22 protein-coding genes are annotated in these 21,493 nt (G+C 72.0%); 10 read left to right on the top strand and 12 right to left on the bottom strand.

Annotation, left to right across the window (positions count from 1 at the left end; translation table 11 throughout):
- Positions 1 to 31 precede the first annotated feature (31 nt).
- Both ACIGO6_RS12840 and ACIGO6_RS12835 read right to left on the bottom strand, forming a co-directional pair.
- Positions 32 to 3,094, bottom strand: coding sequence for an NACHT domain-containing protein (locus ACIGO6_RS12840; protein WP_399874976.1), 3,063 nt, complete (start codon positions 3,092 to 3,094; stop codon positions 32 to 34).
- A gap of 43 nt (positions 3,095 to 3,137) precedes the next feature.
- Positions 3,138 to 3,809, bottom strand: a complete 672-nt coding sequence (locus ACIGO6_RS12835; protein ID WP_399874974.1) for an HAD family acid phosphatase — start codon at positions 3,807 to 3,809, stop codon at positions 3,138 to 3,140.
- Between the two features lie 529 nt (positions 3,810 to 4,338).
- Between ACIGO6_RS12835 and ACIGO6_RS12830 the strand changes: the two genes are divergently transcribed.
- The gene (locus ACIGO6_RS12830) at positions 4,339 to 5,019 is read left to right on the top strand and encodes a M23 family metallopeptidase (RefSeq protein WP_399874972.1); all 681 of its coding nucleotides are present in this window, start codon (positions 4,339 to 4,341) and stop codon (positions 5,017 to 5,019) included.
- Positions 5,020 to 5,029: 10 nt separating this feature from the next.
- Here ACIGO6_RS12830 and ACIGO6_RS12825 read toward each other — a convergent pair whose 3' ends face one another.
- Positions 5,030 to 5,617, bottom strand: coding sequence for a TetR/AcrR family transcriptional regulator (locus tag ACIGO6_RS12825; RefSeq protein ID WP_399874970.1), 588 nt, complete (start codon positions 5,615 to 5,617; stop codon positions 5,030 to 5,032).
- A gap of 177 nt (positions 5,618 to 5,794) precedes the next feature.
- Here ACIGO6_RS12825 and ACIGO6_RS12820 point away from each other — a divergent pair, with 177 nt between their 5' ends.
- Positions 5,795 to 7,396: an MDR family MFS transporter gene (locus tag ACIGO6_RS12820; RefSeq protein ID WP_399874969.1), complete on the top strand. Its 1,602-nt coding sequence runs from the start codon at positions 5,795 to 5,797 to the stop codon at positions 7,394 to 7,396.
- A 69-nt stretch (positions 7,397 to 7,465) separates the two neighbouring features.
- Here ACIGO6_RS12820 and ACIGO6_RS12815 read toward each other — a convergent pair whose 3' ends face one another.
- Positions 7,466 to 7,819 (bottom strand): ATP-binding protein, encoded by a 354-nt coding sequence (locus ACIGO6_RS12815; RefSeq protein WP_399875828.1) that lies wholly within the window; start codon positions 7,817 to 7,819, stop codon positions 7,466 to 7,468.
- A gap of 158 nt (positions 7,820 to 7,977) precedes the next feature.
- Here ACIGO6_RS12815 and ACIGO6_RS12810 point away from each other — a divergent pair, with 158 nt between their 5' ends.
- Genes ACIGO6_RS12810 through ACIGO6_RS12800 form a run of 3 tightly spaced genes read left to right on the top strand, consistent with a single transcriptional unit; the run spans position 7,978 to position 9,418 of the window.
- Positions 7,978 to 8,826, top strand: coding sequence for a helix-turn-helix transcriptional regulator (locus ACIGO6_RS12810; protein WP_399874967.1), 849 nt, complete (start codon positions 7,978 to 7,980; stop codon positions 8,824 to 8,826).
- On the top strand, positions 8,786 to 8,983 hold the full coding sequence (locus ACIGO6_RS12805; protein WP_399874966.1) for a DUF397 domain-containing protein: 198 nt from the start codon (positions 8,786 to 8,788) through the stop codon (positions 8,981 to 8,983). Before ACIGO6_RS12810 ends, ACIGO6_RS12805 begins: the two co-directional genes overlap by 41 nt.
- Positions 8,984 to 9,004: 21 nt before the next feature.
- Entirely contained in the window at positions 9,005 to 9,418 is a 414-nt protein-coding gene (locus ACIGO6_RS12800; RefSeq protein WP_399874965.1) for a cytidine deaminase, read from the top strand.
- Here ACIGO6_RS12800 and ACIGO6_RS12795 read toward each other — a convergent pair.
- Entirely contained in the window at positions 9,382 to 9,933 is a 552-nt protein-coding gene (locus ACIGO6_RS12795) for a GNAT family N-acetyltransferase (protein WP_399874963.1), read from the bottom strand. The genes ACIGO6_RS12800 and ACIGO6_RS12795 overlap by 37 nt on opposite strands.
- Before the next feature lie 101 nt (positions 9,934 to 10,034).
- Here ACIGO6_RS12795 and ACIGO6_RS12790 point away from each other — a divergent pair, with 101 nt between their 5' ends.
- Both ACIGO6_RS12790 and ACIGO6_RS12785 read left to right on the top strand, forming a co-directional pair.
- Positions 10,035 to 10,445, top strand: coding sequence for a helix-turn-helix transcriptional regulator (locus ACIGO6_RS12790; RefSeq protein ID WP_399874961.1), 411 nt, complete (start codon positions 10,035 to 10,037; stop codon positions 10,443 to 10,445).
- Between the two features lie 71 nt (positions 10,446 to 10,516).
- Positions 10,517 to 10,963: a VOC family protein gene (locus tag ACIGO6_RS12785; protein WP_399874960.1), complete on the top strand. Its 447-nt coding sequence runs from the start codon at positions 10,517 to 10,519 to the stop codon at positions 10,961 to 10,963.
- Here the strand turns inward: ACIGO6_RS12785 and cseC are convergent.
- The 5 genes from cseC to ACIGO6_RS12760 form a co-directional block, all read right to left on the bottom strand.
- Complete coding sequence (cseC, locus tag ACIGO6_RS12780) at positions 10,960 to 12,366, bottom strand: two-component system sensor histidine kinase CseC (protein ID WP_399874958.1); 1,407 nt, start codon at positions 12,364 to 12,366, stop codon at positions 10,960 to 10,962. The genes ACIGO6_RS12785 and cseC overlap by 4 nt on opposite strands.
- A 64-nt stretch (positions 12,367 to 12,430) precedes the next feature.
- Positions 12,431 to 13,135 carry a two-component system response regulator CseB gene (cseB, locus tag ACIGO6_RS12775; RefSeq protein ID WP_399874956.1) on the bottom strand — a complete coding sequence of 235 codons (705 nt, stop codon included), beginning with the start codon at positions 13,133 to 13,135 and terminating at the stop codon, positions 12,431 to 12,433.
- Between the two features lie 179 nt (positions 13,136 to 13,314).
- Entirely contained in the window at positions 13,315 to 13,974 is a 660-nt protein-coding gene (locus tag ACIGO6_RS12770) for a hypothetical protein (protein ID WP_399874955.1), read from the bottom strand.
- Complete coding sequence (locus tag ACIGO6_RS12765; protein WP_399874954.1) at positions 13,962 to 14,501, bottom strand: SigE family RNA polymerase sigma factor; 540 nt, start codon at positions 14,499 to 14,501, stop codon at positions 13,962 to 13,964. The genes ACIGO6_RS12770 and ACIGO6_RS12765 overlap by 13 nt, the downstream gene beginning before the upstream one ends.
- 295 nt (positions 14,502 to 14,796) lie before the next feature.
- Complete coding sequence (locus ACIGO6_RS12760; protein ID WP_399874953.1) at positions 14,797 to 15,825, bottom strand: A/G-specific adenine glycosylase; 1,029 nt, start codon at positions 15,823 to 15,825, stop codon at positions 14,797 to 14,799.
- Between the two features lie 119 nt (positions 15,826 to 15,944).
- On the opposite strand from ACIGO6_RS12760, the gene ACIGO6_RS12755 reads away from it, so the two are divergent.
- On the top strand, positions 15,945 to 17,903 hold the full coding sequence (locus ACIGO6_RS12755; RefSeq protein WP_399874951.1) for a sensor histidine kinase: 1,959 nt from the start codon (positions 15,945 to 15,947) through the stop codon (positions 17,901 to 17,903).
- A complete protein-coding gene (locus ACIGO6_RS12750) occupies positions 17,900 to 18,571 on the top strand; it encodes a response regulator (protein WP_399874949.1) in 672 nt (223 codons plus the stop codon). The genes ACIGO6_RS12755 and ACIGO6_RS12750 overlap by 4 nt, the downstream gene beginning before the upstream one ends.
- A 6-nt stretch (positions 18,572 to 18,577) precedes the next feature.
- On the opposite strand, the gene ACIGO6_RS12745 is transcribed toward ACIGO6_RS12750, so the two are convergent.
- On the bottom strand, positions 18,578 to 19,228 hold the full coding sequence (locus ACIGO6_RS12745) for a phosphatase PAP2 family protein (protein ID WP_399874947.1): 651 nt from the start codon (positions 19,226 to 19,228) through the stop codon (positions 18,578 to 18,580).
- Positions 19,229 to 19,403: 175 nt separating this feature from the next.
- Here ACIGO6_RS12745 and ACIGO6_RS12740 point away from each other — a divergent pair, with 175 nt between their 5' ends.
- On the top strand, positions 19,404 to 20,246 hold the full coding sequence (locus ACIGO6_RS12740) for a hypothetical protein (RefSeq protein WP_399874945.1): 843 nt from the start codon (positions 19,404 to 19,406) through the stop codon (positions 20,244 to 20,246).
- A 71-nt stretch (positions 20,247 to 20,317) separates the two neighbouring features.
- On the opposite strand, the gene disA is transcribed toward ACIGO6_RS12740, so the two are convergent.
- Positions 20,318 to 21,442, bottom strand: coding sequence for a DNA integrity scanning diadenylate cyclase DisA (disA, locus tag ACIGO6_RS12735; protein ID WP_399874944.1), 1,125 nt, complete (start codon positions 21,440 to 21,442; stop codon positions 20,318 to 20,320).
- Positions 21,443 to 21,493: the final 51 nt, after the last annotated feature.

Here is a 21,493-nt window from a genome sequence, read left to right as displayed (position 1 = left end):
GTCCCGGGCCAGCCCCTTTCTTCTTGCCGCGTCAGCGTTGCTCCAGGGTCACTTCGGCGTCGGGGAAGAGCGACTGGAAGTCGGAGACGGGGAACGAGTGTCCACTCCTGTTCCAGAGGCGCACCGAATGCAGTCCAGGAAGCCTGGAGGCCAGTGCGGCCAGATGCTCGGTGCCCTCCATCGCGGGGACCGCGAGTGCCTCGACACCAGGAAGCACGGGCATGCGGCCGATGGAGGCCGGCAGGTCCCGGATGATCGCCGCGTTCACGTACAGGTGGGTGAGTGCGGGCAGCGTGGCGACCTCTCGCCAGTCGGCCGTCGTCAGCTCCGTGGTCAGCGGTCCGAGGCTGAGTGTGTGCAGTGTCTTCCAGTGACCCAGCCCCCGCAGGCCGGTCGTGTCGGTGCTGTGGCGGCCCAGGAAGAGGAAGCCCAGCGGGGCGTCGGTCGGCAGGGCCTCGGTGAGAGCGGTGCCGGGCAGTTCCTGGGTCAGGGAGAGCACGGTCAGTTTCGACAGTGACCGCAGGCCTGTCAGGTCGGCGACAGGGTCGAGGACGAGTTCGGTGAGGGGCAGCGGAGCCAGCCGGTCCAGGCCCGCCACGTTCGGGGACTCGTGGTGCGACAACCTGTTCAGCGAGGAGAGACGCAGCAGGGCGTCCAGCTCCGTCAGCAGCGGGTTGTCGCTGATGTGGAGGGTGGTCACCCCTTCCGGTTCCGGCACGGCGGCCACCATGTCCTCGGCGCGGTGCGGGCCCGAGACGTGCAGTGCGGCCCACGGGGCCATGCCGGCGAGGGCGGCGAGCTGGGCGGGCGTCTCGCAGTCGAGGTAGAGGTCCGTGCGGTCGAGGTGGTCCAGGACCTCGCGCGCGTACTCCTCGGCGTCGAACCGGTGCCAGGTGCCGGCGAGCTGCCGCCGCACGTCGAGGTCGGGGTGGTCCCGGAAGCGGCGCAGCACCGCCAGCGCCCCGTCGGGCTCCTCCCGGCCCAGGACCGAGGCGGTGACGCCGACGCCGAGTGCCTCCTGGGCGGTCAGCCTCTCGGGCCCAGGCAGCAGCTCCAGCACCAGGGGACCGGCGCCCGCGAGTTCCCGTGCCGCCTCGGTCGTGCGCGGCGGGATCAGCTCGGCGGCCCGGGCCTCCACCTCCGCCCGCACCACCGGGTCCAGTGCCGCCGTGTGCTCCAGGCAGGCCAGAGCCAGCAGCGTGAGCCGGGGCGCCTCCTTGGCCAGCAGCTCTCTCAGCACCAGGGCCCGTTCGCCGGGCCGGGCGTGTGCCACGGCCATGCGGATGACGTCCTCCCACTGGGTGTCGTCGGCGTGGCTGGTGAGCACGCCGAGGTGCCCCTCCTCCACGGCGTACCGGGCTGCCAGGTAGTCCTGGAAGGTGCGGTGGACGAACTCCACGACCCCCTCGGCCGGGTGACGCAGCACACCGCTGCGCAGCAGCAGGGTCCGCAGGATCTCCGGGGCGTCCGTCCGCCCGACGGCCGATGCCAGGGTGGGCAGCGCCCGCTCCACGATTCCCTCGGCCGTCTCCAACGGCATCTCGTTCCGGCCGCTCAGCACCAGGGCGTAGGCGATGCGCTGCAGGAGTTCGAGCTGCGCCTCCTCGCCCATCTCGGGGCCGTCGACCGTCCCCATGCCGCGCTCCCGGTCGCGGCGGGCGAGCAGCATGGTGAGGGCGGCGTCGTACAACTCCTTGCGGCCGGTGGGCAGGTAGCCGCGGCGCTCGCGGTGCAGGGCGCAGATCAGCCCGCACATCAGCGGGTTGGTGACCAGGCGGGACAGATCACGCTTGGTGCGCAGGGAGTCCAGCAGCGGCTGCTCGTACTCCGGCGCGCCCGCTGCCGCGTGCCAGCGGTGCACGAACGTGGCGACCTCCGCCCGGCCCATCGGTGCCAGGGACAGTTCCCAGAAGCCCTCCTGTGACAGCCAGTCGGCGCGTACGGCGGTGGGGCGGGTGGTCAGCAGCCAGCGGTTGCCCGGGTAGGCGTGGATGAGGCCGCGCAGCCAGGCCCGGGTGGCGTGGCGGTCGGCTGCCGGGACCTCGTCCAGGCCGTCGACGAGGACCAGCCCTCTGCCCGCTCCCAGCACCCGTTCCGCCCAGCCGTCCGGTGGCGACAGCGGGCAGGCGACGGCGCTCAGGAAGGCGGCGGGGGCGGGCAGCGGACCGGTGCGGATCAGGGTGCGCAGCGGGAGGATGTACGGGACGTGCGTACCCTCGCGTGCCGCGGTCACCGCCAGCCACTGCACCAGGGTCGTCTTGCCGGAGCCCGCCTCACCGCGCAGCAGCACCCTGGATTCCCTGTCCAGGGTTTCGTCGGCGGGCATCCGCCTGGTGCGGGCCGACGCCCCCTCGCCGGGAACGGCGTCCCGATCGGGCTCCTGGTTCACGGTCGCCTCGAGCGTCAGGTAGGCGACCTCGAGGGGCCACTGGTCCGGGGAGTCGCGCAGGTCGATGCCGTAGATGGTGAGGTGGTTGTGCCGCTCGGCGACGTGGGACAGATACCGGCGTTCGAAGGCCGTGTCCCGTGCGTCCGGGCGCGGGACGCGGGTGATCAGCTCGTCGACCTTCGCGATCAGCTCGGCCTGGCCGCGGGTCTGGGCCACCAGGGTCCGGGCGACGAAGGTGGAGCGCCGGGTGAAGAACTCCAGGATGTGCAGGCAGGCCCACTCGGTCGCGGAGTCGAGGAAGTAACAGGCGTCCGCGGACAGCCCGGTGGCGGTCGTGGGCGCCCCGTACCGGAGCCGCTCGGCCAGTTCCCGGTGCCCCAGCCGGACCGCCTGGACGTCGTCCATGTCCAGGTCGCCGAGGGCGAGCAGCCGGGCGGCCAGGGCGTCGGCCACGGCGGTCTCCTCGTCGCGGGGGAAGGGCGGCTCGCCGGGGGAGTCCAGGGAGTCCCCGACCAGCCGCCCCGCGAGCCTGCGCACCTCCTTCTCGCCGAGGGCGCGCTGCTCGCCCCGGAAGGCGACGAGGTGGGTGAGCCGGACCGGTTTGTCGACCAGTCCGGCGCCGGGGCCGCCCGTCACGAAGAGTTTCTTCACCAGCGGGGCGACCAGGCTGGACGCCAACTTCCCGCCGAGTACCGCCGGTTCCATGCGCCACCCCCGTGGTTGATCGACGAGGGGAGCCTACCGAGCGTCAGGACAGTTGGCCGTCGTAGTCCGGGAGCTTGAACGTCTTCTCGGCGTGGCCGCCCGACAGGTCGGTGGGGCTGTTGCCGATGTTGGCGATGATCGTGTAGCCCTGCGACTCGATGTGGGCGCGCTGTGCGGTCTTGTACGCGGCGACGTCCTTGAACAGGTCGAGGAAGCCGCGGACGTAGAGGCCCGAGGACTCGTAGCCGGCGTGGTCGAGGTTCCACTCGGTGGGGGCCTCGATGATGCCCGGGCGGGCGGTCACGAAGAACAGGGCGACGCCGTGCTCCTGCGCGTACTGGGCGGCCTCGAGGACCGGCAGGTTGGCGGGCTGCGGGTAGCTGAAGCCGAAGTCGGTCTCCAGGGAGGTGTTGTCGATGTCGAGGACGATCGCCTGCTTCTCGCCGGGTCCGGCGTCGCCGATCCGCTCCTTCAGGTACGGCAGCGCCTGGTCCATCACGGCCCGGCAGTCCCGCTGCCAGGTGTCGTAGTCGACGTCGGCTGCCGCGGCGGTCACCGCGGCGCGCGGCGCTTCGGCCGGGGCGGCGACGGCCGGCGTGATCGTCGCGGTGAGCGCCGCCGCGGTGACGGCGGCCGTGCCGACGGTGCGCTTCCAGGTGCCCCCGGCCTGTCCGGCCCGTCCGGCCCGGCCGGTCTGTTCCGTCTGTTCGGTCATGGGGGGTGGGGTCCTCTCATGCCTGCGCGGATGCCTGACGGCAAAGTTGTCGCGTGCATGCTCGCCCCGGCAAGTGGCCGGACGGCAACGATTGGGTTACTGGGCAGTAGTCGGCGCGGTGACGTGGGCCACGCTCCGAGCCCGGTGAACCCCCTTGTGCGGGGGGCGGGTTGGCAGGGACGGGAGTAGCCCGGGTCACATTCGGGGGCCCTTTGATCATGGTCGCCGGTGATGTGCCGCACAGGCCGTTTGGCCGGTACTACGCGGAATAGTGGAAGCCCCAAGAACTACGAAATCGGACATACCGGTGCGCCGGGATGGCTGATTTACGGGTCTCTGACCTGGTTTTGTCCGGAATGGGGGCTCTGTCAAGAGTCGGGAAGTATCGCGCTCAAGTACTAAATAACGTCGTAGGTCACACCTTTGTGCGGTTCGGGCCCCCCGGGTTACCAATGTGGAGCCCGCCCGGTGAGCGCCTCTGCGTCACGCCGGAGGGGCGTTCCTTTGCTCCCGTCCCCATGAGGTTCGAATGTTCTCGCGTGTCACGTCCCTGTCTTCCCGTACGACCGTCCGCACTCGCGCCGCGGTGATGGCCGCCGGCCTCGGAGCCTCGGTCGCACTGGGAGCCGGGGTCGCGGCCGCCACCGGCACCACGGCGGCTTCCACCACCTCCACCGTCGCGAGCGCCGTCGAGGCGCAGGCCGCGGCGCAGGCCAAGGCGGCCAAGGCCGAGAAGGCCGCGAGCACGAAGACCGTCCACGCCAAGAAGACGGCCACCAAGAAGAAGGCCGCCTCCTGGGTGGACCCGGTGAAGAAGTACACCCTCACCGCCAGCTTCGCCCAGAACGGCGGCATGTGGGCCCACAAGCACAGCGGCCAGGACTTCGCCGTGCCGATCGGCACCAACGTCGTTGCCGCCCACGGCGGCACCGTCGTCAAGGCCGGCGGCAACGGCGCCGGTGACGGCCCCGCCTACGGCAACGCGATCGTCATCAAGCACGGCAACGGCACGTACTCCCAGTACGCGCACCTGTCCCAGGTCAACGTGAAGATCGGCCAGGTCGTGAAGACCGGCCAGTCCATCGCGAAGTCCGGCAACACCGGTAACTCGAGCGGGCCGCACCTGCACTTCGAGATCCGTACGACCCCGAACTACGGCTCGGCGATCGACCCGGTCTCCTTCCTGCGCTCCAAGGGCGTGGCCGTCTAAGGAGCGGGTGTCACGTGCCCTGGGCGCCCCGGTGCGCCTGGGTCACCAGATCGGTGGCGACCTCGAGAACAGCCGCGCGCTGTTCCTCGGGGTCGCCTTCCAGATCCCGCAGGACGAACATCCCGGCGTGCAGCGTGAAAAGCGCACTGACACAGCGGACCTGGTCGACCAGGTCCGCTTCCGGGTCCATGAGGATGTCGCGCAGGCCGAGCATGCGGGTCTTGAACATCTCGCCGATGCGCAGGTCCCGCACCGTCGCCTGGTTCTCCTGCATGAAGCGGAACAGGGGCGCCGCGCCCGCCAGCGCCTCGCTGTAACGGCGGATGATCTCCTGCTTCGTCTCCAGGGTGTGCGGCTGCTCCCGCCCCCAGGCGACCAGCTCCTCCATCGGCCGGGAGAGATCCTCGAAGATGCCGACCAGGATCTCTTCCTTGGTCTTGAAGTGGTAGTAGAGCGCGGCCTTGGTGACGTCCAGGCGCTCGGCGATCTCGCGCAGCGAGGTCTTCTCGTACCCCTGCTCGGCGAAGAGCTCGAGTGCCACGTCCTGGATGCGCTGGCGGGTGTCCCCGCGGCGTCGCTGCTGCCTGGTGCCGTTCATCGTGCCGCCCATCCTCCTACGCACCTCCTGCTCTGCGCACTCTGCCCGCTCCCTGCACTCTCCGAAAAACTTACTTGACGCCCGGCTAGTTACGCGTCTACCTTCCCGAGTGTAGTCAACTTGCCGGGCGGCAAGTAAGTAGGCGGATGCGCAGCGGTAGCTGGGGGAGTGAAGGTCATGGCGGACATACCGGCGGCAGGGGCCGACGAGGCCGTGGAGGGCAAGCAACCGAAGAGCGTGCGGGTGGTCCTGCTCGCACTCATGATCGCGATGATGCTCGCGATGCTCGACAACATGATCATCGGCACCGCGATGCCGACGATCGTCGGCGAGCTGGGCGGCCTGGAGCACCTCTCCTGGGTGGTCACCGCCTACACCCTCGCGACCGCCGCCTCCACCCCGCTGTGGGGCAAGCTCGGCGACATGTACGGGCGCAAGGGCTCGTTCATGACGTCGATCGTGATCTTCCTGATCGGCTCCGCGCTCAGCGGCATGGCCCAGGACATGGGCCAGCTCATCGGCTTCCGCGCCGTCCAGGGCCTGGGCGCCGGCGGTCTGATGGTCGGCGTCATGGCGATCATCGGCGACCTGATACCGCCCCGGGAGCGCGGCAAGTACCAGGGCATGATGGCCGGCGTCATGGCGCTGGCGATGATCGGCGGACCGCTGGTCGGCGGCACCATCACCGACCACTGGGGCTGGCGCTGGTCCTTCTACATCAACCTGCCGCTCGGCGCGGTCGCCCTGGTCGCCATCAGCGCCGTACTGCACCTGCCGAAGAAGCGCAGCCAGGCCCGGATCGACTATCTGGGCGCCGCGCTGCTCACCGTCGGCATCACCGCCATCGTGCTCGTCACCACCTGGGGCGGCACCGAGTACGCCTGGACCTCCACGCGGATCATGGAGCTGATCGCCATCGGCGTCGCCGCGCTGGTCGGGTTCGTGTTCTGGCAGACGAAGGCCGCCGAGCCGATCGTGCCGCTGCACATCTTCCGCAGCCGCAACTTCACGCTGATGTCCCTCATCGGCTTCATCGTCGGCTTCGTGATGTTCGGCGCGACCCTCTTCCTGCCGCTGTACCAGCAGTCGGTGCAGGGCGCCTCGGCCACCAACTCCGGGCTGCTGCTCCTGCCGATGCTGGGCGCGATGCTCGTCACGTCGATGGTCGCGGGCCGGGTCACCACGAACACCGGCCGCTACAAGATCTTCCCGGTGGCGGGCGGCGCGCTGATGACCGTCGGCCTGTATCTGCTCTCCCTGATGGACACCGACACCAGCCGCTTCACCTCCGGCGTGTACATGGCCGTGGTCGGTCTCGGCATGGGCTGTCTGATGCAGATCACCATGCTGGTGGCGCAGAACAGCGTGGAGATGAAGGACATGGGCGTCGCGTCCTCGTCCACCACCCTCTTCCGTACCCTCGGCTCGTCCTTCGGTGTCGCGATCATGGGGGCCCTGTTCAACCACCGCGTCCAGGACGTCATGGCCGAGAAGGCCGGAGCGGTGGGCTCCCAGGTGACCGAGCAGTCGGCGCAGCTGGACGCGGCGAGCCTGGCCAAGCTGCCGGAGGTGGCGCGCGAGGCCTACCAGCACGCGGTGTCCTCCGGTACTCACGGTGCGTTCCTGCTCGGCGCCGCGGTGGCCGTCCTCGCCCTGGTCGCGGCGGTCTTCGTGAAGGAGGTGCCGCTGAAGGGGGCGGGCCCCAAGACGGCGGACGGCCCGGCCGACGGGGACGACGGCACGGCTACGGCGAAGGCACCGGTGACCGAGGCGGTGTGAGCGCCTGCGCCGCCTGTGCCAAGGCCCCTGGGTGGTTCCGGCCACCCGGGGGCCTTCGTCGTGGCCCGGTCAGTCGCGACCGCACTCGAACCACACCGTCTTGCCCTGCCCGTCGGCGTACGGCGTGACGCCCCACCGGTCGGTCACCGCCCCGACGATCGCGAGCCCGCGCCCGCCCTCGCCCAGCGCGTCGGCCTCTGCTGTCACCGGCAGCTCCGGGCAGCCGTCGGCGACCTCCACGCGCACTCCGCCGGGGTGCAGCAGGAAGCACACCCGGCAGCGGCGTCCGGGCACGTGCCGTACGACGTTGGCGACCAGCTCCGTGAGTGCCAGCTCGGCGGCGTCGGCCACGTCCCACAGGCCCGAGCGGACGAGGTAGAGCCGCAGTACGCGGCGCAGATGGCGGGCCGAGTGCGCGCCCATGGCGAACTCGGCGCGGTACTGGCTCTCAACGTCCGCCGCCTGCGGACCGGTTGCGTGGTTCACGCCACAAGGCTGCGACGCACTGCGTACGCTCGACTACGCACAGAAACGAACGCCGTGAGGTGTTGCCGTCCGCAGCCCCGGAGTGAGGTGCCGCAGTGGCCCACGTCCAGTCCCTCGACCCGACCGCTTCCCCGCTCGACTACTACGGCTGGGAACTGCGCCGCCAGCGCGAGGCTCACGGCCTCAAGCAGGGCCAGCTCGGCGAGATCATCTTCTGTACCGGCTCGCTGGTGGGCCAGATCGAGACGACGAAGAAGGTCCCGACGCGGGACTTCTCCGAGCGGGTGGACGCCGCGCTGGGCACGGACGGCTTGTTCTCGCGGCTGATCGGGCTGGTGCTGCGCAGCCAACTGCCCACGTGGTTCCAGCCGTACGCGGAGATGGAGGCGAAGGCGGCGTACATCTCGACGTACCAGGCGCAGTTGGTCTACGGGCTGCTGCAGACGGAGGAGTATGCGCGGGCGGTGCTCGCCACCGGCATGCCGGACGACTTGGAAGGTCTGCTGGCGGCTCGGATGGAACGCCAGCGCATTCTGGAGCGTGAGCGGCCACCGCTGGCCTGGGTGGTACTGGACGAAGCCGTACTGCACCGGCCGATCGGTGGCCCCGGGGTCATGCGGCGGCAACTGGCCCGGCTGTTGGAGTTCGCCGGTCACCGCTGGATGCATGTCCAGGTGTTGCCGAACGAGGCGGGGGCCCACGCCAGCCTCGCTGGTTCGTTCAACTTCCTGCGCTTTGACGACAACCCGGACATCGTCTACACAGAGGACATCATCTCCGGTCACATGACGGCCAATCCGGAGACCGTCAGAGAAGCCGCTCTCCGTTACGCTCGCTTGCAGGCTGCCGCCCTCTCCGTGGAGGATTCGGCCGACCTGATCATCCGCGTGATGGAGGAACGCTATGGACACCGCTCCCAGCCAGAGGAACACCCAGTGGCGTAAGTCCAGTTACAGCGGAAACACCGGCGGCGACTGTGTCGAAGTTGCCGACAGCTGCCCCACCGGCTCCGTCCCCGTACGTGACAGCAAGAACCCGTCCGGCCCGGTCGTCACCGTCGGCGTGGATGCATGGCAGGCGTTCGTCGACGGCCTGCGGTAGCGAAGGAGCTCACCCGGAACGATGACCACGCGGACTGACGACGTCGACCACGAGCTCATCGAGGCGGCGGCCCACGTCGCCCGCACCCGCTGCCGTGGCGACAACCACACCATGGCCGCCGCGGCCCGTGCCCGGGACGGCCGGATCGTCACCGCGGTGAACGCCTACCACTTCACGGGCGGCCCCTGCGCCGAACTGGTCGTCATCGGCGCGGCGGCGGCCCAGGGCGCATACGAGCTGGACACGATCGTCGCGGTGGGCGACCGCGACCGGGGCGTCGTCCCCCCGTGCGGCCGGTGCCGCCAGGTCCTCCTCGACTACTTCCCGTCCCTCCAGGTCATCGTCGGCAGGAACGACGCCCTCCGCACCGTCCCCGTCACCGACCTGCTGCCGGAGACCTACGTCTGGGCCGACCACCAACTCGACGCCGAGTAGAGCGCCCCGCGGTGCCTCCCCGTCGGAGTCGGCTCGGCCTCGTCCTGCGCAGCCAACGGGCTGCCGCGCACGGTCGAGGTCGGCTCGCGCACCATGAACACGTCCACCGGGTCCTCGGTCTCCACCGTGAACCCGTGCCGTTCGTAGAGCCGCCGGGCCGGACTGCCCCGCAGCACGTTCAGCCGGACCAGAGCGCCCTCGCGGTCGCACCGCTCCAGCAGCCCGCGCAGCACGGCCGTACCGATGCCGCTGCCCTGCACCTGGGGGGCCAGATAGAAGTGCTCCAGCCAGTGGACGCCGTCGGCCGGCCGCAGCGAGACGCATCCGGCGAAGGCGCCGCCCACCTCGATCACGCGCGTGTGCGCCGGGACGAACCCGTCCCGCAGTCGCTGCCGCACCCGCTGCTCGTCGTACCGCCCGAGCCGCTCCAGATCCGGCCGCAGCACCAGGGCCCGCAACTCGGCCACCGCCTCGACGTCCGCCGCCGAAGCCGGCCGCGTTCCCCAGTCCGCCATGATCGTCAGGCTACTGCGCCAAGCCCCGGCCTGGTCTTCGGCCGGTGCGGCGGGGCCGTGGGGGCCGGTCGGTGTCAGTGCCCCGTGTCACCATCGGCCCCATGGACAAGTTGCGGCAGTTGCGGCTGGCGAAGGACGCCATGGACCGTGACTGGGCCGACCCGGCGCTCGACCTCGACGCGGTGGCCGCGCACGCCGGGTACTCCCGGTTTCATTTCCTGCGCGCCTTCAAGGAGGCGTACGGCGAGACGCCCGGCCAGTACCTCACCCGCCGCCGCATCGAGCGCGCCGAGGACATGCTGCGCACCGCCAACCTGTCCGTGACCGAGATCTGCCACCTGGTCGGCTTCAGCAGCCTGGGCACCTTCTCCACCCGGTTCAAGGCGCGGACCGGCCTGACCCCGAGCGAGTACCGGACCCGGCACGTGGGCCGGGGCACCGCTCTCATCCCGGGCTGTTACGTCATGCACTGGGCGGGCGGGGCGCGGCGCAATTCCGGAGAAGCGGACTGAGGCCGCCCCTGCCTACCGTGACAGGGCAAGCGGAAACGGCCGCGCAACAGCGGAAACGGCAGGAGCACACCATGATCAAAGGCCTCGCCATCTCGACCGTCTGGGTCCTCGACCAGGACCGGGCCAAGGAGTTCTACACCGAGAAGCTGGGCCTGGAGGTCCGCACCGACATGACGATGGGCGAGGGCGGCATGCGCTGGCTCACCGTCGGCTCCCCGGACCAGCCCGGCGTCGAACTGACGCTGATGGTCCCGAGCGGACCCTCGATGGACCCCGAGTCCGCCGAGATGATCAAGAAGCTGGTGGCGAAGGGCGCGCTCGGCGCCGGCGTGCTCACCACCGACGACATCCACGGCGACTACAAGAAGCTCAAGGACCGCGGGGTCGAGTTCCTCCAGGAGCCGCAGGAGCGTCCGTACGGCACCGAGGCCCTCTTCCGCGACGACTCCGGCAACTGGTTCTCCTTCACCCAGCCCCGCGAGGGCGGCCTCGACATGAGCCAGGACTTCGCCTGCTAGGACGTCTCCCGGGAGGCGGCCGCCCCGCCGGCCACGCGGTCCGGCAGCATCGGGTAGCTCCCGGTGTTCGTCGGTGCGTGCTCCGGCAGCCACAGCACGGCGACCGCGCCCTCGGCCGGTACGTGCGCGGGGGCGCCGGCCGGGCGGACGTTGCGGAAGGTGAGCCGCGCGCCCAGCACCCGCGCCTGCCCGGCCGCGATGGTCAGGCCCAGCCCGTGACCGCGCCCGGCCCGGTCCGTGCTGCCGGTCCGGAAGCGGCTCGGGCCGTCGGCGAGCAGGTCCTCGGGGAAACCGGTGCCGTGGTCGCGGACCCGGATCACCCGGCCCTCGACGCTGACCTCGACGGGCGAGCGGCCGTGCCGGGCGGCGTTGGCGAGCAGGTTGAACAGCACGCGCTCCAGGCGACGCGGGTCGGTCGTGACCTCCGACTCGTGGATCACCCGGACCTCCGCGTCCGGGTCCTTGGCCGCCACCCGCCGGGTCACGAAGTCGCCCAGCATGATGTCCTGCAGCTCGGCCCGCTCCGAGGCCCCGTCCAGCCGGGCCACCTCCAGGACGTCCTCCACCAGCGTGCGCATCGCCTTCGCCCGGTCCAGCACCAGCTCGGTGGGCCGGCCCGGCGGCAGCAGCTCGGCGGCCGTGAGCAGACCGGTCACCGGGGTGCGCAGCTCGTGCGCGATGTCCGCGGTGACCCGGCGCTCGGCGTCCAGCCGCTGCTGCAACGCGTCCGCCATCGCGTCGACGGCGCTCGCGAGGTCGTCGGTCTCGTCCCGGACGACTCCGCCGATGGCGTCCCGCACGCGGACGTCCGGCTCGCCCTTGGCGACCTCGTGCGCGGCGGCGGCGGCCTTGCGGAGCCGGCGCGAGAGCTGACCCCCGATGAGCACGCCCAGCGCGCTGCCGCCGAGGACGACGGCGATGGAGCCGATGACCAGGGCCTGGTCGAGATCCTTGAGGATGTCGGCACTGCGGTCGGTGAACCCGGAGTGCAGCGACATCACGTGCCCGTCCTTGAGCGGCACGGCCGCCCAGATGTCCGTCACCCCGTTCGGCCGCTCGGCCACGTACGTCGCCCGCCGCCCGGCCTCCATCTTCCGGCGCAGCTCCGCCGGCAGCTCGGGGTCGTCGATCTGGGCGTTCGGGAAGTTCAGCCGCCCGGACAGCTCGTAGTTGCGCTGGGCGATCAGGACCCGGTCGTCCGCGAGGTCGCGGGCGTTGTCCAGCATCGACACCCGGGCCGCGTTGTGCACGACCAGGCTCAGGGCGACCGCGACCAGCGCCCCGACCAGTGCGATGGCCGCGCTGAGCTTCCATCGCAGCCCCGTACGGATGCCCGTGCGCCGCAGTGGCGTGGCGGTCAGGCGTCGCAGGATTCCCCGCGCGGCTCTGCAGAACCCCCGCATATCCCTGTATCCGTATCCCTGTTTCCGTGTCCCTGTGTCCCTGTGTCCCGAGCCCCGTGTCCGCTCAGGCCTTCAGCTTGTAGCCGAAGCCGCGGACCGTCTCGATCCGGTCCTGACCGATCTTGGTGCGCAGCCGCTGCACATGGACGTCGACGACCCGGGTGTCACCGCCCCAGCCGTAGTCCCACACGCGCTCCAGGAGCTTGTCGCGCGAGAGCACCGTGCCCGGCGCGGAGGAGAACTCCAGGAGCAGCCGCATCTCGGTCGGGGTGAGCGCCACCGGCCGCCCGGCCCGGCGCACCTCCATGCCCTCGGTGTCGACCTCCAGCTCGCCGAAGGTCAGCACCCCGCCGTCGTCCGCGGCGAGGCCCGCGTCGGCCCGGTCGCCACCGCCCGCGTGGCCGAAGCGGCGCAGCACCGCGCGGATACGGGCGACCAGCACGGCCCCGTCGAAGGGCTTGGTGACGTAGTCGTCGGCGCCGGCCTCCAGGCCCAGGACGACGTCGATGGAGTCCGCCCGCGCCGACAGCATGATCACCGGCACGGTGGACTCGTCCCGGATTCTGCGGCACAGGCTGACGCCGTCGAGGCCGGGGACCATGACGTCCAGGAGCGCGATGTCGGGGCGGTTGCTCCGGAACGCCTCGAGCCCCGACAACCCGTCGGGCATCGCGGTGACCGCGAAGCCGACCCGCTCCAGGGCGAGCTGCGTGGCCTCGCGGATGACGTCGTCGTCCTCGACGAACAGGACGTGGGTCTGGTCTGCCATCCCGGTGCTCTCAGTCCTCGTGTGCGGTCACTCGTCAGACGAGGGGATCGCGCGCCGCGTTCCTTCCCGTCGCCGCCCGACTTCCCCGTCGCTTCCCCGATGCTTCTCCGATGGTGCTCCGTCGCTTCCTCATCTCCTCATCGGAGCGAACGGCCCGATCGGTTCACGTGTCGTGTGCGTCAGCTCTCCGGGACCGGCGTCGGCACGTTCCCGGCCGCGTTGCTGTAGTCGTTGTGCGTGCGGTACGCCTCGGTGAACCGGTCGGAGGACCAGCGGTACGTGATCACGTTCGTGCCGGACGGACTCGACACCGGGTCGCCCTTCTCGTAGACCTGTTTGCTCACCACCAGGTCGCCGCGGTCGATCTCCGCGTAGACCGGGGGCTCCTCGGCCTTGAACACATTCTGGTACGCGCCGCCTTTCTCGCGGTACACGTAGCTGCCCACACCCACCCCGTCACTGCACGTCAGCACGTTGACGACGACGTCCTCGGCGGTTCCTCCGGTCAGCTCCCCGTACGACACGTCGACGGGATACTCGTCGGCGACGCACGGCTTCAGCTCGCGCTTGACCTCCGCGGACACCTTGGGGTCCGCCTTGACGAGCCGGACCGCGTCCACCCGGTCGGGGACCTTCGACGGGGAGGCCACGGGCGAGGAGGAGGCGGCGCCGCCCACCGCGTCCGCGTGGGCCGGCCCCTCGTCCCGGGCGCCGGTACCGCCGGCGCCGCAGCCGGAGAGGGAAACGCCGAGGGCGACGAACACGGCCACCGCTGTACTCGTCGCCTGCACGCTCTTCCGGGTCACCCCGGGTGTCCGACCGTCGGTCAGGCCGCGCAACGCTCCCGCTCCTCACGCTCCAGCGCCCGTGCGTCCAGATCGCGGGCGACCAGCTCCTCGCGGAGCCGGGCGAGCGCCCGGTGCAGCGTGCTCTTGACCGTTCCGGCCGACATGCCGAGGGCGGCGGCCGTCTCCTCCGTTGACATCTGCTCCCAGTGTCGCAGCACCACGACGCTGCGCTGCTTCGGGGCGAGCACCTTCATGACGTCCATCAGCAGGGCGCGGTCGGCGTGCTGCTCGGTGGCGTCGTCCACGCAGGACTCCGGGAGCTGCTCGGTCGGCACCTCCTCCAGCTTCCGCGCCCGCCACCACTCGGTCCGCGTGTTGATCATCACCCGGCGCAGGTAGGCGTCCGCCAGCCGCTTGTCCTCGATGGTCGACCAGCGGCGGTACGTCCGCGCCAGCGCGGTCTGCAGCAGGTCCTGGGCGTCCACCGGGTCCGGGACCAGGCGCCGGGCGCTGCGCAGCAGCGCGTCCTGCCGGGTGCGGACGTACTCCTCGAACTCGAGCACCTCGCCCTGCGCCATGGTCAACCGCCTTCCGATCCCCGTTTTACGACGGTGTGATCACCGCCGGCCCACTGCCTGTGGTCCGTAGTCGTGCTGTGCCTGCCGGGCACGGAAACGAAGTTAGGGAAGCGTTGTCACGGCGCTGTGCGAGGAAGCCTGCGGCAAACACTCGGCTGTCCGTCGGTTGTGTAACGGACGGCGGAAGGGGGCGATTCGCTGGGCTGCTTGATGGCGGTAAGAGTGATTTGTCCAGTGGTGCCCCTGTGACGGAAGTCGTCACAGGGGCACTCCGCCGCTGGGTTCCGGCTGTGTGTCAGCCCAGGGGCAGCCGGTACAACCCGTCCGCCAGCGGTTCCACCAGCCCGTCGGCGACGAGGCCGTCCAGGGCGCGGGCGCGCTGGACCGGTTCCTGCCACACCTGGTCGAGGGCCGCCTGCGGCACCGGCCCGGACGACTCCCGCAGCACCGCGAGCAGCCGGCCGCGCACCTGCCGGTCGGTGCCCGCGTACGTCTGCCCGCGGCGCGGCGGCCCGTCGTGCGCGGGCTTGCCCGCCAGCCGCCAGGCGCACTGGCCGGCGATCGGGCAGCGGTGACACGACTCGTTCTTCGCCGTGCAGACGAGTGCGCCCAGCTCCATGGAGGCGGCGGCCCAGCGGGCGGCACCCGCCTCGTCCTGAGGCAGCAGGGCGCGCGCCAGCTTCCGCTCGGCGGCGGTGGTGGCGTTCGGCGGGTACTGCACCCCGGTGACCGCGCGGGCGAAGACCCGGCGGACGTTGGTGTCCAGCACGGGGTGCCGCTGGCCGTAGGCGAAGGAGGCGACCGCGGCGGCCGTGTACTCGCCGATGCCGGGCAGCGCCAGCAGCTGGGCGTGGTCCGCCGGTACGTCGCCGCCGTGCCGTTCCGTTATGGCCGCGGCGGCGCCGTGCAGACGCAGGGCGCGGCGTGGGTAGCCGAGCCGCCCCCACGCGCGGACCGCCTCGCCGGGTGCCTCGGCGGCGAGGTCGGCGGGGCGGGGCCAGCGGGCCAGCCACTGTTCGTAGACGGGCAGGACGCGGCTCACCGGCGTCTGCTGGAGCATGAACTCACTGACCATCACGCCCCAGGCGCCGGCCTCCGCGCGCCGCCACGGCAGATCGCGGGCGTGCTCGTCGAACCAGTCGATGACGGGGGCGTGCAACTGCACACCGGACACGGCCGGCCCACCGGCCGACGCCTGACCGGTGGCGGTGCCTGCCGGGCCGGTGGCGAGGGCGGCGGGGGCCGGGGGCGCGGCGGGGTCGGAGGCCGGGGGCGCGGCGGGGTCGGAGGGGCCGTGGTGCGAGGGCTTCGTGGGCGCAGTCATGACCCTCCGATCCTGCCACGGGAGGACCACCGCACGGGCGCACCGCCACCCGGTGAAGGCCACGACACCTGACGATCGGCAGGGGCGCCGGTGTGCCCACCGCTTGTAGCGTCGGCCGCATGGAAGGTACCCGTTCGGCCGGTGCGGCCGGGACCGATGGGGGCGCGGCGCGCGGCGAGGGCGCCGGTACCGACGCCACCACCGCCGGCCGTCCCGCCCCCGTCCCTGCCGTCGGCAGTCGCACGGCCCCCGGCACCGCCTCCGCGCCCGGCGCCGGCCCTGGCCCCGATCCTGGTGCGGCCCCCAGCACTGCTTGCGGGCCCGGCGCCACCTCTGGCCCCACGCCCCGCGCGCGCACTGGCCCCGCCCCCGCGTCCGGCACCAGCGCCGCCCCCATCCCTGCCCCCGCCCCCGGCACCGCCCCCACCCCCGCCCTCACGACCGCCCCCGTCGTCGGTCCGCGTACCGGCGCAGGTGCCACAGGGCTCGCCGCCCTGGGCAGAAGTGCCCTGCTCTGGGTGGGCCTCGGCCTCCCGGCGGTCACCGCCGACCGGCTCGGGATGAACGAGCCGCGGCCCCTGTGGCAGCAGCTGGCCGGCCTGGGTGTGCTCGGCCTGGCGGTCGCCCTCGCCCGGCGGCAGCCCCTCGGCGCCTTCCTGGTGACGGCCGGCCTGGGGCTGGCCGCCACCCCGGCCCTGTTCAGCGTGTCCTACGGCCCGGCACTCGGCGTCTTCGCCGTACTGCTCGGCCTGCGCGCGGAGCGTGCGCGCCCCGCGATGGTCGGCTTCGTCGCCGTCGCCACGGTCGGCACGGTGCGGATCGCGCTCGTAGGAGTCGACCCGCCCCCCGAGTGCCTGGTCCTGACCACCATGCTGCTCTTCGGCTGCGTCTTCCCCTGGCTCGGCGGACGCTACTGGCGGCAGAGCCGCGCGCTGGCCGAGGCCGGCTGGCTCCGGGCGGCCCGGCTGGAGGACGAGCAGCGACACACCGAGGAACGGGCCCGGCTGCGGGAACGGGCCAGGATCGCCCAGGACATGCACGACTCCCTGGGCCACGAACTGAGCCTGCTCGCCCTGCGCGCCGCCGCCCTCCAGGTCGCCCCGGGGCTCGCCGAGGACCATCGGTCCGCCGCGGCCGATCTGCGCGCCGCCGCCGCCGACGCCACCGACCGCCTGCACCGCATCATCGGCGTCCTGCGCGAGGACGACGAGCCCGTCCCGCTGACCCCGGCGGGCGAGAGCGTCGAGGAACTCGTCGCCCGGGCCGCCGAGTCGGGACTCCCCGTCCGCTGGGAGCCGCAGGGCACCGCCACCCCGGCCCCGACGCCCGGCGGCGTCGCCGATCGGCTGCTGCACCGGATCGTCCGCGAGGCGCTGACCAACGCGGCCCGGCACGCACCGGGCGCCTCGGTCGTCGTGGCCGTCACCGGGCAGAGCCGGGGAACCACGGTCACCGTCACCAACGGACCGGCCACCGAGGAGGCGCCCCCGTCGTGCGGCGGTTCGGGCCTGATCGGGCTGCGCGCCGCCGTCGCCTCGGTCGGCGGAGACTTCCGGGCCGGCCCGCACGGGGAGGGTTTCCGGGTGCGGGCCCACGTACCGGCACAGCAGAGCCCCGCCCCCGTGCTGCCTCCCGCCCCCACGGCGCCGTTCACCCGCGCCCGCCGCCGCGTCGCCCTCGGCCTGGGCGCCGCCGCCGGTGTCGGCGTCGTGCTCGTCGGCGCGGCCTTCGGCTGGTACGCGTACACGGAGACACGATCGGTGCTCACCCCGAGCGCGTACGCGAAGCTGCGCACGGGCGCTCCGTACGACGAGGTCGCGCCCTCACTGCCGGACCGCGAGGCCCACGACCCACCCGTCGAACGCGCTTCCTCACCGCCGCCGTCGGACACCGACTGCCGGTACTACCGGGCGAGCGGCGAACTCCTGGTCTCCATCGACCACTTCCGGCTCTGCTTCGACGAGCAGGGACGGCTAGCCACCAAGGACGTCATCCCCGGCGTCGGCCGGCCCGACAAGGAGTACAGGGAGCACGACGAATACGAGGAACACGAGGAACACGAGGAGTCCGCACGGTGATCCGGGTACTGCTGGCCGACGACGAGGCGATGGTGCGGGCGGGTGTCCGCGCCATCCTGGCGAGCGGCGGTGAGAGCGAGGTCGTCGCGGAGGCGGGCGACGGCCGCGAGGCGGTCGAACTGGCCCGTGCCCACCGCCCCGACGTGGCCCTGCTGGACATCCGTATGCCCCGCCTCGACGGCCTCACCGCGGCCGAGGAGATCGTACGCACCGCCCCCGGCACCGCCGTCGCCATGCTGACCACGTTCTCCGAACAGGCCTACGTGGCCCGCGCCCTGGCCGCCGGCGCCACCGGCTTCCTCCTCAAGTCGGGGGACCCCTACGAACTGATGGCGGGCGTACGGGCCGTGGCGGAGGGCGCCGCGTTCCTGTCCCCGAAGGTCGCCCGGTACGTCATCGAGGACCTGGGCAGGGGCGGGGGCGGGGGCCGGCTCGCCCGCGAGGAACAGGCACGCGCGCGTGTGGCGCGGCTGAGCCCCCGCGAACGCGAGGTGCTCGGCCTCGTCGGCGCCGGCCTGTCCAACCCGGAGATCGCCGCCCGCCTGCACCTCGTCGAGGGCACGGTGAAGGCGTACGTGAGCGCGGTCCTCGACCGGCTCGGGGTGCGCAACCGGGTGCAGGCGGCGATCGTGGCGTACGAGGCGGGACTGGTCGGCACGGACACCTGAGGCTCCTCAACCGCGCCGGTGCGAAGCGACGTACGCCGTCACGGGCGCCGCGGCCGGGCCCGGCCCGGACAGCCACCGCACCGCGGGCGCCGACGACGCACGCATCGCCTCGGCCAGCCGCGTCACCGGCCCCGTGCCCAGGCGTACGGCCGCCGCGGCGACGAGGGCGCCGAGCAGCAGCCCGGCGGCGACGTCGTGCGGGTAGTGGACGCCGACGAAGACGCGGGAGAAGGCCATCAGGAGGGCGAGCGGGGCCGTCAGCCAGATGACCGCCCGCCGGACCAGGGCCAGGGTGACGGCCGAGGCGCCCGCTATCGTCGCGTGGTTGCTCGGGAAGGACCAGTCGCCGGTCGGTGGGCACTCGGCCAGGGACGGCACCGCCCCGGCGACCGCCCGGCACGGACGGTCCTGCGTGAAACCGGACTTGAGCAGCTCACTGCACACGTACGCCACAGCCGTGGCCACAGGTGCAAGGGCCGCGATCGCGAATGCCCGGGGGCTGCCGCGGCGCGCGCGCCACCAGGCGGCGACGAACAGCGCGCCGAACAACAGGATGCCCGCCTCCGTCCACACCTCCACAGCGTGCTGTACCCACGTGGGGGTGTCCTGGGCGAAGCCGGTGATGTCGCGGTAGAGCTCGTCGTCCTCGAAGGTCATGGTCACAGACAGTAGGCAACGGCGCGATACGGTCACACCCCGCGATCGTCAGGTGCGGCACCTGACGATCGACAGGGGTGCCGGCCCGGTCTCCAGGATGATGATCCGTAAAAGTTGCCGCCCCGAACGGCGGGTAGGACAAGGGAACGCGCCGATCTCTCGTACAGTTTGCGCCGTGGGATCTCTGCGCAATCCGGTCGGGCCGCTTCCCTCCTCCATCTACTGGCGACGGAGGGCTGTACTGCTGTCCCTCCTCGCCCTGTTGGCGCTGCTGATCACGTGGGTCGTGGTCTCCGGCGGCGGAGGCGGCGGGAAGGGCCACGAGGACGGCGCCAACGGCAAGAACCCTGCGCCTTCGATCACTCCAGGACCGTCGGGCTCAGGGCCGGCGATCAGTCAGGCCCCGGGCGGGCGCGACGAGTCGGGCAGCTCGGACTCCGGCGGATCGGGCTCGGGCTCCGGGGCGGGCGGCGACGGCTCCGGTGACGGATCCGGCTCCGGTGACGGGGAGTCCGGAGGCGGCGACGGGTCCGGCGGCAGCGGCGGAAGTGGCTCCGCGGGGGGTGCGGCGACCGGTGTCGGCGCGGGTGACGCGCTGCCCGCCGGATCGAGCCTGCCCAACTGCACCCCGGGCGCGGTCAAGTTGAGCCTGCGCAGCGTCCGCAACACCTACTCGCCCGGCCAGACGCCTACCTTCGAACTGACCGCGCGGAACACCTCCGGCAGCGACTGCAAGGTCGATCTCGGCCCGAAGCACGCGGTGTTGGCGATCACGCCGGCCACCGGAGACGACGCGTACTGGTCCTCCGACGACTGCGTCGAGGGCACGGGCAGCCTGCGGTACCGGGTGGCCGCCGGCAGCGGCATCACCTACACCGTGAAGTGGGACCGCAAGCCGAGCGCCCCCGAGTGCGGGACGCCTCCGGCGGGGTCGGCCGGGGCGGGCACGTACCTGGTGGAGGCCAAGGCGGCGGGCTTCGGGAAGGTCCAGACCTCGTTCGTGCTGAAGAGCGACTGAGACCTCAGCCGCTCCACCCGCAGCGCTCCCGCACCGTAACGCTCCCGCCGCGGCGCTCCCGGCGTAACGCTCTAGACGTAACGCTCCAGGATCGACGACTCCGCCAGTCGTGACAGCCCCTCCCGCACGCTGCGCGCGCGGGCCTCGCCGACGCCGTCCACCGTCTGGAGATCGTCCACGCTGGCGGCGAGCAGCTTCTGCAGGCCGCCGAAGTGCTCCACCAGGCGGTCGATGATCGCGCCCGGCAGCCGCGGCACCTTCGCCAGCAGCCGGAAGCCGCGCGGCGACACGGCGGAGTCCAGGGTCTCGGGGGAGCCGGTGTAGCCCAAGGCACGGGCCACCGTGGTCAGTTCGAGCAGCTCGGCGTGGCTGAGCTTGTCCAGCTCGGCGAGCGCCTCGTCGACGGTGCGGGAACGCTTGGCCGTCGGCTCGGGCACGTAGTCCCGCACCACCAGTTCACGCTCGGGCTCGACACCGGCGATCAACTCGTCGAGCTGGAGCGCCAGCAGGCGTCCGTCCGTGCCCAGCTCCACCACGTACTCGGCGATCTCGGTGGCGATGCGGCGCACCATCTCCAGCCGCTGGGAGACCGCCGAGACGTCCCGGACGGTGACCAGGTCCTCGATCTCCAGCGCCGACAGGGTGCCCGCGACCTCGTCGAGGCGGAGCTTGTAGCGCTCCAGGGTGGCCAGGGCCTGGTTGGCGCGGGAGAGGATCGCCGCGGAGTCCTCCAGGACGCGACGCTGACCGTCGACGTAGAGGGCGATGAGCCGCATCGACTGGGAGACGGAGACGACGGGGAAGCCGACCTGCTTGCTGACCCGGTCCGCCGTGCGGTGCCGGGTGCCGGTCTCCTCGGTGGGGATCGTGGGGTCGGGGAGCAGCTGCACACCCGCCCGCAGGATCTTCGACAGGTCCGAGGAGAGCACGATGCCGCCGTCCAGCTTGCACAGCTCGCGCAGCCGGGTCGCGGTGAACTCGACGTCCAGCACGAAGCCGCCCGTGCACATCGACTCGACGGTCTTGTCGGAGCCCAGCACGATCAGTCCACCGGTGTTGCCGCGAAGGACCCGCTCCAGGCCGTCCCTCAGGAGCGTGCCGGGCGCCACGGCGCTCAGCGAGGCGCGCATCAGGCCATCGGCACCGGCACTCCCACCGGACTTTCCGGGAGCTGCTGCCCGGTCGTTGGCTGCCACTGCACTCCTCCGGTCGCAGGTTCTGGGCGCCCCCGTTTCGCGTACTCGGTT

Source organism: Streptomyces sp. NPDC053750, from assembly GCF_044544295.1.
In the GTDB taxonomy this organism is placed as follows: Bacteria; Actinomycetota; Actinomycetes; order Streptomycetales; family Streptomycetaceae; genus Streptomyces.
This window is presented reverse-complemented; position numbering and strand designations above follow the sequence as displayed.